Raw genomic sequence first — 12,826 nt, 5'->3', positions numbered from 1 at the left:
CCACGTGCTGCTCTCTGACCGTGACATCCTGAGCGAGATCGACTCGGGACGGCTGGCGCTCGATCCGTTCGATCGGGAGATGCTCCAGCCCTCCAGTATCGACGTGCGGCTCGATCGGTACTTCCGGGTCTTCGAGAACCACAAGTACCCGCACATCGACCCGTCCGTCGAGCAACCCGATCTGACGCGCATGGTGGAGCCGGACGGGGATGAACCGTTCATCCTCCACCCCGGCGAGTTCGTCCTGGCCTCGACGTACGAGGTCATCACGCTTCCCGACAATCTGGCGTCCAGGTTGGAGGGGAAGAGCTCGCTGGGGCGCCTGGGGCTTTTGACGCATTCGACGGCCGGCTTCATCGACCCGGGCTTCAGCGGGCACGTGACGCTGGAGCTGTCGAACGTGGCAACCCTGCCCATCAAGCTGTGGCCGGGGATGAAGATCGGGCAACTGTGCGTGTTCCGGCTCAGCTCGCCGGCGGAGCACCCGTACGGGTCCGCGAAGTACGGGTCGCGGTACCAGGGGCAGCGGGGGCCGACGCCGTCCCGGTCCTTCCGCGACTTCCATCGCACCGTGATCTGACAGCCGGCCGGCCGGTCCTCCTCCATCGCCTGGCCCCGCCGTTCGGGGAACGCGACTGAGCGTCCACGCGCTCGGGTGTTCACGCGCTCGGGTGTCCACGCGCTCGGGCGTTCACGCGCTCGGGCGTTCACGCGCTCCAGCGTCCACGCGCTCGGGCAAGGCGTTCCGGGTTTCCCGGGGGCGTCGACCGGGTCCCGTTCCCGGTTGCCCGGGGGCGTCGACCGGGTCCCGTTCCCGGTTGCCCGGGGGCGCCGATCTGGCCGCGTTCCCGGCTTCCCGAGGGCCCCGACCGGACCGCCCCGCTGGCAAGGGGCGCGCCCGCGACGGCCCCTCCCCGCGCCCCTCCTGTGATCCTCCCCCCGTTCCGGGGAAGGTGAAGCTCCAGTTACGACACCTGACCAGGCTGGCGGTCCGGAGGGAAACTCACGAAGATGGTGACCGTAAGGCAGAACAAGTCCCCAGCGAGTGTGCCCCGGACCGACAGGTGCCCCGGTGTCGCAGAACATACGGAGGGTAGCGACCAGGAGAAGGGGACATGAAGTTCGCATTTCGCCTGGTAAGCCGTACTCTCTTCCACGGACCATCCCCGCACATCTGGAGAACGACGTGCGCCTGCGTCTCACGCCACGTGAGGACAGCTACTACGACCTGTTCGCCGACTCGGCGAACAACCTGGTCACTGCTTCCCGCCTGCTGGTGGAGATCATCAGCGACGGGTCGGACAGGGAAGCCCTGGCCGAGAAGATGCGCGCCTGCGAGCACGCGGGCGACGACCGCACCCATGCGATCATGAACCGGCTCAATGAGAGCTTCATCACGCCGTTCGACCGCGAGGACATCTACCGTCTCGCCTCGAACCTCGACGATGTGATGGACGCCATGGAGGCGGCCTCCGACCTCATCGTGCTCTACCAGCTCGACCACCTGCCCAAGGACGTGGTGCGCCAGGTCGAGGTGCTGGAGCGGGCGGCCGAGCTGACCGCGGAGGCGATGCCGCGCCTGCGCTCGATGAAGAACCTCAACGAGTACTGGATCGAGGTCAACCGCCTGGAGAACCAGGGTGACCAGGTCTACCGCCGGCTGCTGGCCAAGCTGTTCAGCGGCGAGTACGACGCGTTGACGGTCATGAAGATGAAGGAGGTCATCGACGCCCTCGAGGAGGCGGCCGACGCCTTCGAGCACGTGGCCAACACCGTCGAGTCGATCGCGGTCAAGGAAAGCTAAGCCCCGTGGACCTCACGCTCGCCCTCGTCATCGGCGTGGTCGTCGTGGCGCTGGCCTTCGACTACACCAATGGCTTCCACGACGCGGCGAACGCCATCGCGACCTCGGTCTCCACACGCGCCCTGACCCCCAGGGCCGCGCTGTTCATGGCCGCGGCGATGAACTTCATCGGCGCCCACCTCGGCACCCAGGTGGCGCAGACCGTCGGCAAGGGCATCATCGACGCCCCACAGGGCACACACGGCCTGGTCATCGTGGCCGCCGCCCTGGTCGGTGCCATCGCCTGGAACCTCATCACGTGGTACTTCGGACTTCCCTCCTCCTCCAGCCACGCCCTGATCGGCGGCCTCGTGGGCTCGGCGCTGGCCTCGGCCAGCCTCGTGCACTGGGACGGCGTGGTGGAGAAGGTCGTCATCCCCATGATCCTCTCGCCGGTGCTCGGCTTCACGATCGCCGCCGCGATCATGATCGCCATCTACTGGATCTTCCGCCGCGCCCAGCCGGGCAAGACCAACCGCGGCTTCCGGTACGCCCAGACGGTCTCGGCCGCCGCCATGGCCCTCGGCCACGGCCTGCAGGACGCGCAGAAGACGATGGGTGTGATCTTCCTGGCCCTCGTCGTCGGCGGCTACGCCTCGCCGCAGGACCCCATCCCGCAGTGGGTCATCATCTCCGCCGCCGGCGCCATCTCGCTCGGCACGTACGCCGGAGGCTGGCGCATCATGCGCACGCTCGGGCGGCGCATCATCGCCCTCGACCCGCCACAGGGCTTCGCCGCGGAGTCCGCGGCGGCGACGGTCCTGTACACCGCGGCGATCGGCTTCGGCGCTCCCATCTCCACCACCCACACCATCACCAGCGCCATCATGGGCGTCGGCTCCACCAAGCGGCTCTCGGCCGTGCGCTGGGGCGTGGCGGGCAACATCGTGACCGCCTGGATCCTCACGATCCCGGCGGCGGCGCTGGTGGCCGCCCTGACCTACTTCGCCCTCCACTGGATGGTCGAGTAAGCCCTCACGACACGGTGGTGGCGTACATGACGTCGGCGTCCCACCGGGCGAAGCCGAGCGACTCGTACAGCCGGATCGCCGCCGTGTTCGTCCCGTCCACGTAGAGCATCGCCTGCGCGAGCCCGCGCGAGCGCAGGTGGCTCAGCCCGGCCAGGGTCAGCGCCTTGCCCAGGCCGGTGCCCTGCTGGGAGGGGTCGACGCCCACGACGTACACCTCGCCGAGCGGCTCGTGCCCGTGCTCCGACGATCCATGGATCTTCGTCCAGTGGAACCCCACGAGCCGCTCGCCGCGTACGGCCAGGAAGAACCCCGCCGGGTCGAACCACGGCTCCCCCTCCCGCCTGAGCAGGTCGTCCAGGGTCCACGCGCCCTGCTCGGGGTGGTGGGCGAAGGCGGCGGCGTTGACCTTGAGCCACTCCTCCTCGTCCCGGCCGGGCTCGAAGGTCCGCAGCCGCACCCCGTCGGGCAGCGTGTACGGCGCCAGCGGCGCGAACAGCGACCGGCGCATCTGCCACAGCGAGCGCACCCGCTGCAGCCCCAGGGAGGCGGCCAGCGCCCCGGCCCCGTCGTTGTCGCCGTGCGCCCACAGCCGCAGCCGCCCGCCGGTCTCGTCGAGCACCGCCCGCAGCAGCCGCCGGCCGTGCCCCTGGCGCCGGTACGCCGGGTGGATGACCAGCTCCCCGCTCGGACCCTCGACCTCGTCGGTGGGGTCCACGTGCGCGTACCCGGCCAGCGCGTCGCCGGCGTGGAGCAGCAGCGAGCGGGCGCGCGGGTCGCCGCCGTAGCGCAGGTGGAGCATGACGTGCTCGTTCAGCGGCCGGACGCCGTCGGCCTCCGTCGCCGCCTCGACGAGCGCGAGCACGTCGGTGATTTCCTGGTCATCGAGCCGTTGTCTGACTTCCACGCGTGCCGTCACAGGTCGAACTCTAGGCGTACGACTGGCAAAACACGCCATGGCGGCGGCTGGCGAATCGTTACCTTTGCGACATTGGCTGCAAAGCTTCGCGCCGTAACGTCTTGGGCCATGACGTCTCGTTCCCTCCTCCGGCTCGCCGTGGCCGGAGCCGTCGCCACCACCACGGCCCTGCTGGCCGTGGCCCCGGCGGACGCGCAGCAGGCCCCCCGGACGGTCCCCGTCCGCCTGCTCGCCCTCAACGACTTCCACGGCAACCTCGAACCCCCCACGGGCTCGTCCGGCCGCATGGTCGACGAGCACGGCGCCACCGTGGAGGCGGGCGGAGCCGCCTACATCGCCACCCACATGAAGGCCCACACCGACGCGAACACCATCGCCGTGGCCCAGGGCGACCTCATCGGCGCCACCCCGCTGATCTCCGCGGCCTACCACGACGAGCCGTCCGTCGAGTTCCTCGGCAAGCTCGGGCTGAAGGTCGCCGCGGTCGGCAACCACGAGTTCGACGAGGGCTACGCCGAACTGCGCCGGATCATGAAGGGCGGCTGCCACCCGGTCGACGGCTGCTCGCCCGCCGGCGAGTGGAAGGGCGCCCCGTACGACTACGTGGGCGCGAACGTGCTGTTCAAGAACCCGAGCGAGAAGTCCGACGCGCTCGCGGCGCTGGGCAGCCAGCCCGCGGTCAAGGACCTGCTGTCCGACTGGGGCGTGCCCGCGCTGCCGCCCGTCAGCGTCAAGTGGATGAACGGCGTGCCGGTCGGCTTCATCGGCCTGGTCACGCAGACCACCCCGGGCATCGTCACGGCGGAGGGCATCAAGGACCTCAAGTTCGTGGACGAGGTCAAGGCCGCGAACGTGGCCTCCAAGGTGCTCAAGCTCCTCGGCGTGAAGGCCCAGGTCGTGCTCGTCCACGAGGGCGACCAGGCCGCCCTGGGGCAGTCGCCGGACGCGTGCAGCGCCGTCCCGGGCGCGGGCAACCGCATCGCCACCCAGGTGGACCCCGAGATCGACATGGTGCTCAGCGGCCACTCCCACCAGGCGTACCTGTGCAAGGTCAAGGACCCGGCCGGCCACGACCGCCTCTACTCGCAGGGCGGCTCGTTCGGCCGCGTCATCACGCAGGTGGACCTGCAGGTGGACGTCCGCACGCGGGACGTCGTGCGCTCCTCGGTCGTGGCGGACAACCACGTCGTGACCCGCACGGTCGACCCGGACCCCGAGATCTCCGACTTCGTGAAGACCTGGAAGGACCGGGTCGCGCCGGTCTCCAACAAGCCCGTGGGCCGCATCACGGCCGAGATCCCGAACACGGGCGGGCCGAGCGGGGAGACGCCGCTGGGCGACCTCATCGCCGACGCGCAGCTCGCCGCCACCAAGGCCGGCGGGAACGCGCAGATCGCGCTCATGAACCCGGGCGGCGTCCGCATGCCCCTGACCTACGCCGGCTCCCCGGCCGGTGAGGGCGACGGCGTCGTCACCTACGGCGAGGCGTTCGCCGTCCAGCCGTTCAACAACCTCATGCAGGTGGTCACGCTGACGGGCGCGCAGCTCAAGACGGTGCTGGAGCAGCAGTTCACCGGCGGGCCCAACAGCCAGCCGTTCACCAAGATCCTGCAGCCCTCGGCGAACCTGACCTACACCTACAGCACCTCGGCCGCGTGGGGCTCGAAGGTGTCCGACATCCGCATCGACGGCACCCCGGTCACGGACACGCAGCAGATCCGCGTCGCGGCCAACAACTTCCTGGTCGGCGGAGGGGACGCGTTCCTCGCCTTCAAGGAGGGCACCGACCTCTGGAGCGGGCCGCTGGACATCGACGCGTTCGTCGACCACCTGGGCAAGAACAGCCCGATCGCCCCGCCCGCCACCAACCGCATCACCGTGACGAGCTGATCACGGCGAAACCGTAGAGGCCCGCCTCCCGAGTTCGGGGGCGGGCCTCAGACGTCGGCCGTCTCGGCGCGATCAGGGACGAAGCGGTAGCCGACGTTGCGCACCGTGCCGATCAGCGACTCGTACTCGGTGCCCAGCTTGGCCCGCAGCCGCCGTACGTGGACGTCGACCGTCCGGGTGCCGCCGAAGTAGTCGTAGCCCCACACCTCCTGCAGGAGCTGCGCCCGCGTGAAGACCCGGCCGGGGTGCTGGGCGAGGTACTTGAGCAGCTCGAACTCCTTGAAGGTGAGGTCGAGCACCCGCCCGCGCAGCCGGGCCGTGTAGGTGGCCTCGTCGATGGCCAGGTCGCCGCTGCGGATCTCGTCGGGCACGTCCTCGCCGCCGGCCTGCGAGATGCGGCCGGTCGCCATGCGCAGCCGCGCCTCGACCTCGGCCGGGCCGGCGCCGTCGAGCAGCACGTCGTCCACGCCCCATTCGGCGGTCATCGCGGCGAGCCCGCCCTCGGTCACGATGACGATGAGCGGGCAGTCGACGCCGGTGGTGCGGATCAGCCGGCAGAGGCTCTTGGCGTGGGCGAGCTCCTTGCGGGCGTCGACCAGCACGGCGTCCACGGGCGGCGCGTCGATGAGGGCGGACGCCTCGGCGGGGGAGACTCGGACCGAGTGGAGCAGCAGCCCCAGCGCCGGCAGCACCTCGGAGGACGGCTCGAGGGCGTTGGTCAGCAGGAGCAGGTTGCTCATTTCGGCCTCCTCAAACACGCAAGGACCCGGGGGCTACATCGCCCAGGTCCTGTAGGGGAGGATAACCCACGCGAATGTCGCGTCCATGGGGCGTCCGACAGATGAACAGCGTTTTACCTGCGGCGACAATGTTAAGGAAGTCGCACTACGACGCTTTTGCGAGTATGAGGTTGCCATGGCTACTGGAAAAGTGCGGTATTGGGCCGCGGCCCGGCAAGCGGCCGGTGTCGCCGAGGAGTCGTTCGAGGCGGCGACCCTTGCCGAACTCATGACGAAAATCACACATGATCGCGCCGAGCTGGCGCGGGTGGTGAGCCGTTCGTCGTTCCTCGTCGACGGCTCGCCGGTCGGAAAGCGCGCCCACGACACCGTGGTGCTCGCCGACGGGGCGACGGTCGAGGTCCTGCCCCCCTTCGCGGGCGGCTAGCCGGCTCCCGGTGAGCGGGCGGCCCTGCGGGGAAGGGGCATTCCTGTCGATAAGCTCATGATCCATGGCCTGAGACAGGGAGCCCGATGCGCAAGCTGCTCGTTTTCCTGATCGTGCTGGGAGTCCTCCTCGCCGTCGTGGACCGCGTCGCGGTCGCGGGCGTGGAGCGGGACCTGTCCACCCGGATCGCGGCCTCCGCCGACCTCGACCGGCAGCCCGAGGTGTCGATCGAGGGCTTCCCCTTCCTCACCCAGGCCGTCGCGGGCCGCTACCCGGAGGTGCGCTTCGACCTGGGCACGCTCACGTACGGGGGAGTGCCGGTGCAGAACCTCCAGGGCGTCGCGTACGACGTGACGGCGCCGCTCGCCGACGTGCTCCAGAACCGCGCCGACGTCCGGGCCGGGCGGCTGACGGTCCGCGGCACGCTGACGCGCGCGACGATCGACAAGTACGCGCCGAAGGGTGTCAAGATCAGCGGCAACGGGTCGCGGCTCGTCGCGTCCGGCGAGGTGGCGGTCGGGGCGAACAAGGTGAAGTTCGACGCCGAGATGAAGATCGAGGTGGCCGACGGCGGCATCCGGCTGCGGGCGCAGAAGATCGCCGGGGTGCCCGACGCGATCGCCGGGCTGGTGAGCTACACGATCCCGTTCAAGGGCGACCTGCCGTTCGACGTGAAGGTGACGGGGGTGCGCAATGTGGCCGACGGGCTGGAGTTCACGGCCGAGGCGGAGAACGTCCCCCTCAGCGGACAGCGGCTCGGAGCCCGATGAACCGTCGAACCCGGCTGAACCATCCGGCCCCGCCGTACGTGATGAGGGCGTGAGTCCAGCAGGCACCGCCGACGAGGAGCTCGTGCGGACCCTTTTCGACGAGCACGCCGGGCCGCTCTACGGTTACGTGCTGCGACTGACCGGCGATGCCGGACGGGCGGAGGATGTGGTGCAGGAGACGCTGCTGAGGGCGTGGCGACACCCCGAGGCCCTCTCCGGCCGCCCCATCCGCGCCTGGCTGTTCACCGTCGCCCGCAACCTCGTGGTCGATCAGCACCGCGCGCGCAGGTCGCGTCCGCAGGAGACCGGTGACGAGGCCCTGGCCGTCGTCCCCGCGGAGGACGAGCTGGAACGGGCGGTCGAGTCGTGGGCCGTGGCGGAGGCGCTGGCCGCGCTGCGACCCGAGCACCGCGAGGTGCTGTTGGAGGTCTACTACCGGGGGCGATCGGTGAAGGAGGCGTCGGCCACGCTGGGCATACCGCCCGGCACGGTCAAGTCGCGCACCTACTACGCGCTGCGGGCGCTGAAGCTCGCCCTGGAGGAGCGGGGGCTGGCGCCATGACGTGCGAGGAGGTGCGGATCTCGCTGGGCGCCCACGCGCTGGGGGCGCTGGAGCCGGACGAGGCGCTGGAGATCGACGCCCACCTGGCGACCTGCGAGGCGTGCGGCGCCGAGCTGGTGGAGCTGGAGGGCGTGTCCGCGTTCCTGGAGAAGGTGTCCGAGCGCGACGTGCAGCTGGTGACCAGCCCGCCGCGCCAGGTGCTCGACCGGCTGCTGAACGCGCGTGCCAGGCGTCACCGCAGGGGCCGGATGCTCATGGTCGTGGCCGCCTCCGCGGCGGCGATCGTCGCGGGCGGCGCGGTGTGGACGGCCGTCGGCGACCAGCAGCACGACGCGACGACGGCCTCCGCCCCCGCGGCGTCCCGGTCCGGCGAGAGTCTGTCGAGCGCCCAGGACTCCGCCCGCTCGTCGGACGAGGCGGCGCGCCCCAAGGCCACCCAGGAGCCGCGCGCGAAGGCGCGGGAGGACCAGCCGAGGATCATGGCGGAGACACAGCCGCAGCCCGAGGCGAGCGCGACGCCGAAGCCGTCGGCCAGGGCGAGCGGGCAGGAGTTCGCCGGTCAGGACGAGTCGTCCGGCTACACCGCGAGCGTGGCCGTGTTCCCCGGCTCGCGCGGGACGGGGCTGTCGGTGAAGGTGTCCGGGGTGCCGGTCGGCACGACGTGCCGGCTGGTCGTGGTCGGCCGCGACGGGCGGCGCGACGTCACGGACAGCTGGACGGTCGATCGGGAGAACTACCAGGACAAGCCGGTCTTCGCCAGCCGGACCTCGATCCCGGTGAAGGACATCGCCAGGTTCGAGGTGGTGGACGCCTCCTCGCGGCAGGTGCTGGTCAAGGTCGCCGGTCCCCGGAGCTGAGGCCGCCGGAGCTGAGGCCGCCGGAGCTGAGGCTCCCGGACCCGCGGGGCTGATCCGGGCTGACGCGGGGCCGGAATGCCGTCGGCGCGGGCGTGGTTGCACGTGGGGATGACGGGAGTGTGGGTGGTGCTGGCGACGCTGGCGCTGGGTACGGGAATCGGGGTGGTACGTCTGCGCCGCGACGGCCGCATGCGTGACATGTCCGGCGACCGGGCCGGTGACGGGCGCGGCGACCGCCTCACCGCCGAGGCGCTGGGCGTCCCCCTCGGGCCGAGGGCGACGCTCGTGCAGTTCTCCACCGCGTTCTGCCAGCCCTGCCGGGCGACGCGGCGCGTCCTGGCCGACGTGAGCGCGCTCGTGCCGGGGGTCGCGCACGTCGAGATCGACGCGGAGTCGCGGCTGGACCTGGTCCGGGAACTGGACATCCTGCGCACCCCGACGGTCCTCGTCCTCGACCCGTCTGGAAATATCGTGAAAAGGGCCTCTGGCCAGCCGCGCAAGGCTGACGTGCTGACCGCCCTCGCGGCCGCCGTCCCGCCCGCGCAGCCGGATTCCGAGACGATCACGTCTCAAGAACCGGACGAGATGTGACAGATGGCGAGACGACGAGTAGTGTCGTCCGCATGAACCTTTCGACAGAGCTGCTGACGAAGCGGCGCGCGGTTGATTTCTGCCGCGTCGCCACCGCGCTCTGTCGCGCTGCCTGAGGACGGTCTCGCGCGGACATCCGGTCCGCCTCAACCCGACCCCTTCAGGGAGCATCCCCAGATGCGTGCCGACCCCAGAGCGCTGCGCTTCGGCGCGGCCGTCACCACCCTGGTCCTCGCCGCCGTCCTCGTGACGGGAAGCGTGTGGCCGCTGGCCGCCCAGGCCGTGGTGTTCGCTCTCGGGCTGGCGGGCCGCTCACCGTACGGGATGGTCTTCCGGACGCTCGTCAAGAGCGCGCCGAAGGTGACGGAGGACGCCCGCCCGCCGCGGTTCGCGCAGGGGGTGGGGCTGGCCTTCGCGGTCGCAGGTCTGGCCGGATTCGTCGCCGGGATCACGCCGCTGGCCCTCGGGGCCACGGCCGCGGCTCTCCTCGCCGCCTTCCTCAACGCAGCCTTCGGACTCTGTCTCGGCTGCGAAACGTACCTGCTGATTCGCCGTCTACTGCCCGCCGCCACATGGGAGGTTCACCAATGAGCCGCTCCGCCGTCCTGGTGGATGCCGACTGGGTCGAGGCCAACCTCGACACGCCAGGCGTCGTACTCGTCGAGGTCGACGAGGACACCAGCGCCTACGACAAGGGCCACATCCGTGGCGCCGTGAAGATCGACTGGAGGCAGGACCTCCAGGACCCCGTCCGCCGTGACTTCGTCGACAAGACCGGTTTCGAGACGCTGCTGTCCGAGCGCGGCATCTCCAACGACGACACCGTCGTGCTCTACGGCGGCAACAACAACTGGTTCGCGGCCTACGCCTACTGGTACTTCAAGCTGTACGGCCACGACAACGTCAAGCTGCTCGACGGCGGACGCAAGAAGTGGGAGCTCGACTCCCGCGAGCTGGTCAAGGACGTCCCGCAGCGCGACCGCACCCAGTACGTCGCCCAGGAGCAGGACACCGCGATCCGCGCCTTCCGCGACGACGTCGTGGGCGCCATCGGCAAGCTCAACCTGGTCGACGTCCGCTCGCCCGACGAGTTCACCGGCAAGCTGCTCGCCCCCGCCCACCTGCCGCAGGAGCAGGCCCAGCGCGCCGGGCACGTGCCGACCGCCCGCAACATCCCGTGGTCCAAGGCTGCCAACGACGACGGCACCTTCAAGACCGACGACGACCTGCGCACGCTCTACCAGCAGGCCGGCGTCGACTTCGGCAAGGACACCATCGCCTACTGCCGCATCGGCGAGCGCTCGGCGCACACCTGGTTCGTGCTGCACGAGCTGCTCGGCCAGTCCAACGTGAAGAACTACGACGGTTCGTGGACCGAGTACGGCTCGCTCGTGGGCGTGCCGATCGAGCTGGGGGAGGCCCGATGAGCGCCGCGCAGGGATGCGGAGCCCCGGAGCAGACGATCGCTCTGCCCGCCGGGATCGATCTGTCCAACCAGGCCGTGATCCAGGGCGTCGTCACGGGCGCCGGCACCGCCTACGCCCGGCTGCTCGACCACTCCGGTGAGTTCACCGGTGAGGTCGTGGTGTCCGACGACGGCGTGTTCCGGTTCTTCGCCGCGCCGGGCGACTGGACCGTCCGCATCATCGCGGGCGGCGGCGTCACCCGGGACGTGCAGGTGGAGGCCAAGCTGGGCGAGGTGTCCCAGCTCGCCGTGGCCGTCTGACCCGTACGCCTGCTTCGCGACAGGCCCGCGCCGCCACGGCGCGGGCCTTCCGCGTTCTCTCGCCCGGGTGCCACCGAACGCCGCCCGGCGGTGTTCCTGTAGACGTGAGTGTGATGGACTGCCTCGACCCGGTGCAGAAGGCGCTGCTCGACGATCTCGACGGAGGGTTCGCCGAGCTGTACGGCGCGCACCGCGACGTCGTCTTCTCGACGGCGCTGCGGCTGAGCGGGCGCTGGGCCGACGCCGAGGACCTCGCCGCGGAGACGTTCCTGCGCGCCTACCGGGCGGTGGCCGGGTACGACGCCGAGCGCATCGCCGCGCTGCGGACCAGGCCGTGGCTGCTGACCATCCTCATGAACATCTGGCGCAACTGTGCCCGCGCCAAGTCCCGCAGGCCGCCCCTCGACCTGCGCGAGGAGCCCGTGGACACCGTCGATCCGCGCGAGGGCGTCGAGGAGGCCGCGATGCGGAGGGAGACCGGCGACGAGCTGACGGAGCTGCTCGCCCTGCTGCCGGAGGAGCAGCGCCTCGCGGTGCTGCTCCGGCACGTCTCCGACCTGCCGGTCAGTGAGATCGCCACAGTGCTGAGAATCCCCGAGGGCACGGTCAAGTCACACGTGTCGCGCGGGCTGAAGCGGCTGCGCACGCTTGGAGGTGTCCGATGAACGACGACCCCTTGCTCGCCAGGCTCGCCGGGCTGGCCGTCGAGGCTCCCGCCGGGCTGCTGGACCGGATCGCGGCGCGCTGGATCGCGGTGCCGAGCCCGATCGGCGAGCTGTCCGTGGCCTGGACCGCCCGGGGCGTGGCCTACGTCCATCAGGGCGACGGGTTCACCGCCGCGTTCCGCGCGCGTTTCGGCCGGCCGCTGCTGCCGGCCACCCGGCCGCCGGCGGGTCTCGTGCCCGCGCTGCGCACCGGGAGGCCGTCGGGGCCGGCGCTCGACCTGGAGGAGCTGGGCGACTTCCAGCGGGACGTGCTGCGCGCCGTCCAGGCCATCCCGCGCGGCGAGGTCAGGCCGTACGCGTGGGTCGCGGCCCGCGCCGGGCGGCCCGGAGCGGTGCGCGCGGTGGGCACGGCGCTCGCCCGCAACCCCGTGCCGCTGCTCGTCCCCTGCCACCGGGTGACGCGCGCCGACGGGGCGCTCGGTGAGTACGTGTTCGGGCCGGCGGCCAAGCAGCGGCTGCTGCTGGCCGAGGGCGTGGACCTGGACCGGCTGGACGGCCTGGCCAGGGAGCGCGTCTTCTACCTGGCCAGCGACACGACGGGCGTGGTGTGCTTCCCGACCTGCCACAACGCCCGGCGCATCACGCCCGCGCACCGGCACGGCTTCCGTACGCTCGGGGCGGCCCGCACCGCCGGCTACCGCCCCTGCCGCACCTGCCGGCCGGACCTCCAGGCCGCCTGACCGGGCGGCCCGCGCCCTCCGGCCGCCTGACCGAGTGAGGTGCCGGAGTGGCGGGTGGGGGCTGCGGTGGGGTGACGGGGCCGCTACGATGCACCAGATGTCAGGTTCGTCTGGTGTGGCGGCGCCGC

The 12,826-nt window shown here is 71.1% G+C and carries 17 protein-coding genes; 15 read left to right on the top strand and 2 right to left on the bottom strand.

All coding sequences use genetic code 11. The features are described 5' to 3' along the window. Window positions 1–4 precede the first annotated feature (4 nt). The 3 genes from dcd (at window position 5) to HT134_RS37935 (ending at window position 2,814) form a co-directional block, all read left to right on the top strand. On the top strand, window positions 5–580 hold the full coding sequence (gene dcd / locus HT134_RS37945) for a dCTP deaminase (RefSeq protein WP_175605452.1): 576 nt from the start codon (window positions 5–7) through the stop codon (window positions 578–580). Between the two features lie 606 nt (window positions 581–1,186). Continuing rightward, window positions 1,187–1,804 carry a DUF47 domain-containing protein gene (locus HT134_RS37940; protein WP_175595614.1) on the top strand — a complete coding sequence of 206 codons (618 nt, stop codon included), beginning with the start codon at window positions 1,187–1,189 and terminating at the stop codon, window positions 1,802–1,804. Between the two features lie 5 nt (window positions 1,805–1,809). After that, window positions 1,810–2,814, top strand: coding sequence for an inorganic phosphate transporter (locus HT134_RS37935; RefSeq protein ID WP_175605312.1), 1,005 nt, complete (start codon window positions 1,810–1,812; stop codon window positions 2,812–2,814). Between the two features lie 4 nt (window positions 2,815–2,818). Here the strand turns inward: HT134_RS37935 and mshD are convergent, their stop codons facing one another. Next, on the bottom strand, window positions 2,819–3,730 hold the full coding sequence (gene mshD / locus HT134_RS37930; protein ID WP_312888735.1) for a mycothiol synthase: 912 nt from the start codon (window positions 3,728–3,730) through the stop codon (window positions 2,819–2,821). 108 nt (window positions 3,731–3,838) lie between these two features. Between mshD and HT134_RS37925 the strand changes: the two genes are divergently transcribed. Further along, a complete protein-coding gene (locus HT134_RS37925; RefSeq protein WP_175605310.1) occupies window positions 3,839–5,620 on the top strand; it encodes a bifunctional metallophosphatase/5'-nucleotidase in 1,782 nt (593 codons plus the stop codon). A gap of 47 nt (window positions 5,621–5,667) precedes the next feature. On the opposite strand, the gene HT134_RS37920 is transcribed toward HT134_RS37925, so the two are convergent. After that, a complete protein-coding gene (locus HT134_RS37920; RefSeq protein ID WP_175605309.1) occupies window positions 5,668–6,360 on the bottom strand; it encodes a response regulator transcription factor in 693 nt (230 codons plus the stop codon). Between the two features lie 175 nt (window positions 6,361–6,535). On the opposite strand from HT134_RS37920, the gene HT134_RS37915 reads away from it, so the two are divergent. The 11 genes from HT134_RS37915 to HT134_RS37870 all read left to right on the top strand — a co-directional run bounded on the left by HT134_RS37915 (window position 6,536) and on the right by HT134_RS37870 (window position 12,698). Then, window positions 6,536–6,787, top strand: coding sequence for a MoaD/ThiS family protein (locus tag HT134_RS37915; protein ID WP_175605308.1), 252 nt, complete (start codon window positions 6,536–6,538; stop codon window positions 6,785–6,787). An 86-nt stretch (window positions 6,788–6,873) separates the two neighbouring features. Beyond that, window positions 6,874–7,557: an LmeA family phospholipid-binding protein gene (locus tag HT134_RS37910; protein WP_175605307.1), complete on the top strand. Its 684-nt coding sequence runs from the start codon at window positions 6,874–6,876 to the stop codon at window positions 7,555–7,557. Window positions 7,558–7,606: 49 nt separating this feature from the next. Continuing rightward, complete coding sequence (locus HT134_RS37905; protein ID WP_175605306.1) at window positions 7,607–8,119, top strand: sigma-70 family RNA polymerase sigma factor; 513 nt, start codon at window positions 7,607–7,609, stop codon at window positions 8,117–8,119. Then, window positions 8,116–8,976, top strand: coding sequence for an anti-sigma factor family protein (locus tag HT134_RS37900; RefSeq protein WP_175605305.1), 861 nt, complete (start codon window positions 8,116–8,118; stop codon window positions 8,974–8,976). The genes HT134_RS37905 and HT134_RS37900 overlap by 4 nt, the downstream gene beginning before the upstream one ends. Before the next feature lie 108 nt (window positions 8,977–9,084). Beyond that, on the top strand, window positions 9,085–9,567 hold the full coding sequence (locus HT134_RS37895; protein ID WP_175605304.1) for a TlpA family protein disulfide reductase: 483 nt from the start codon (window positions 9,085–9,087) through the stop codon (window positions 9,565–9,567). 32 nt (window positions 9,568–9,599) lie between these two features. Continuing rightward, window positions 9,600–9,683 (top strand): putative leader peptide, encoded by an 84-nt coding sequence (locus HT134_RS48205; RefSeq protein ID WP_358371395.1) that lies wholly within the window; start codon window positions 9,600–9,602, stop codon window positions 9,681–9,683. Between the two features lie 61 nt (window positions 9,684–9,744). Next, on the top strand, window positions 9,745–10,158 hold the full coding sequence (locus HT134_RS37890; protein WP_175605303.1) for a DUF4395 domain-containing protein: 414 nt from the start codon (window positions 9,745–9,747) through the stop codon (window positions 10,156–10,158). Continuing rightward, entirely contained in the window at window positions 10,155–10,994 is an 840-nt protein-coding gene (locus HT134_RS37885; RefSeq protein ID WP_175605302.1) for a sulfurtransferase, read from the top strand. Before HT134_RS37890 ends, HT134_RS37885 begins: the two co-directional genes overlap by 4 nt. Beyond that, complete coding sequence (locus HT134_RS37880) at window positions 10,991–11,293, top strand: DUF1416 domain-containing protein (protein ID WP_175605301.1); 303 nt, start codon at window positions 10,991–10,993, stop codon at window positions 11,291–11,293. The genes HT134_RS37885 and HT134_RS37880 overlap by 4 nt, the downstream gene beginning before the upstream one ends. A 113-nt stretch (window positions 11,294–11,406) precedes the next feature. After that, a complete protein-coding gene (locus HT134_RS37875) occupies window positions 11,407–11,958 on the top strand; it encodes an RNA polymerase sigma factor (protein ID WP_175605451.1) in 552 nt (183 codons plus the stop codon). Continuing rightward, entirely contained in the window at window positions 11,955–12,698 is a 744-nt protein-coding gene (locus HT134_RS37870; RefSeq protein WP_175605300.1) for a methylated-DNA--[protein]-cysteine S-methyltransferase, read from the top strand. The genes HT134_RS37875 and HT134_RS37870 overlap by 4 nt, the downstream gene beginning before the upstream one ends. Window positions 12,699–12,826 lie beyond the last annotated feature (128 nt).

The sequence above is a fragment of the Nonomuraea rhodomycinica genome (genome assembly GCF_013363995.1).
In the GTDB taxonomy this organism is placed as follows: Bacteria; Actinomycetota; Actinomycetes; order Streptosporangiales; family Streptosporangiaceae; genus Nonomuraea; species Nonomuraea rhodomycinica.
This window is presented reverse-complemented; position numbering and strand designations above follow the sequence as displayed.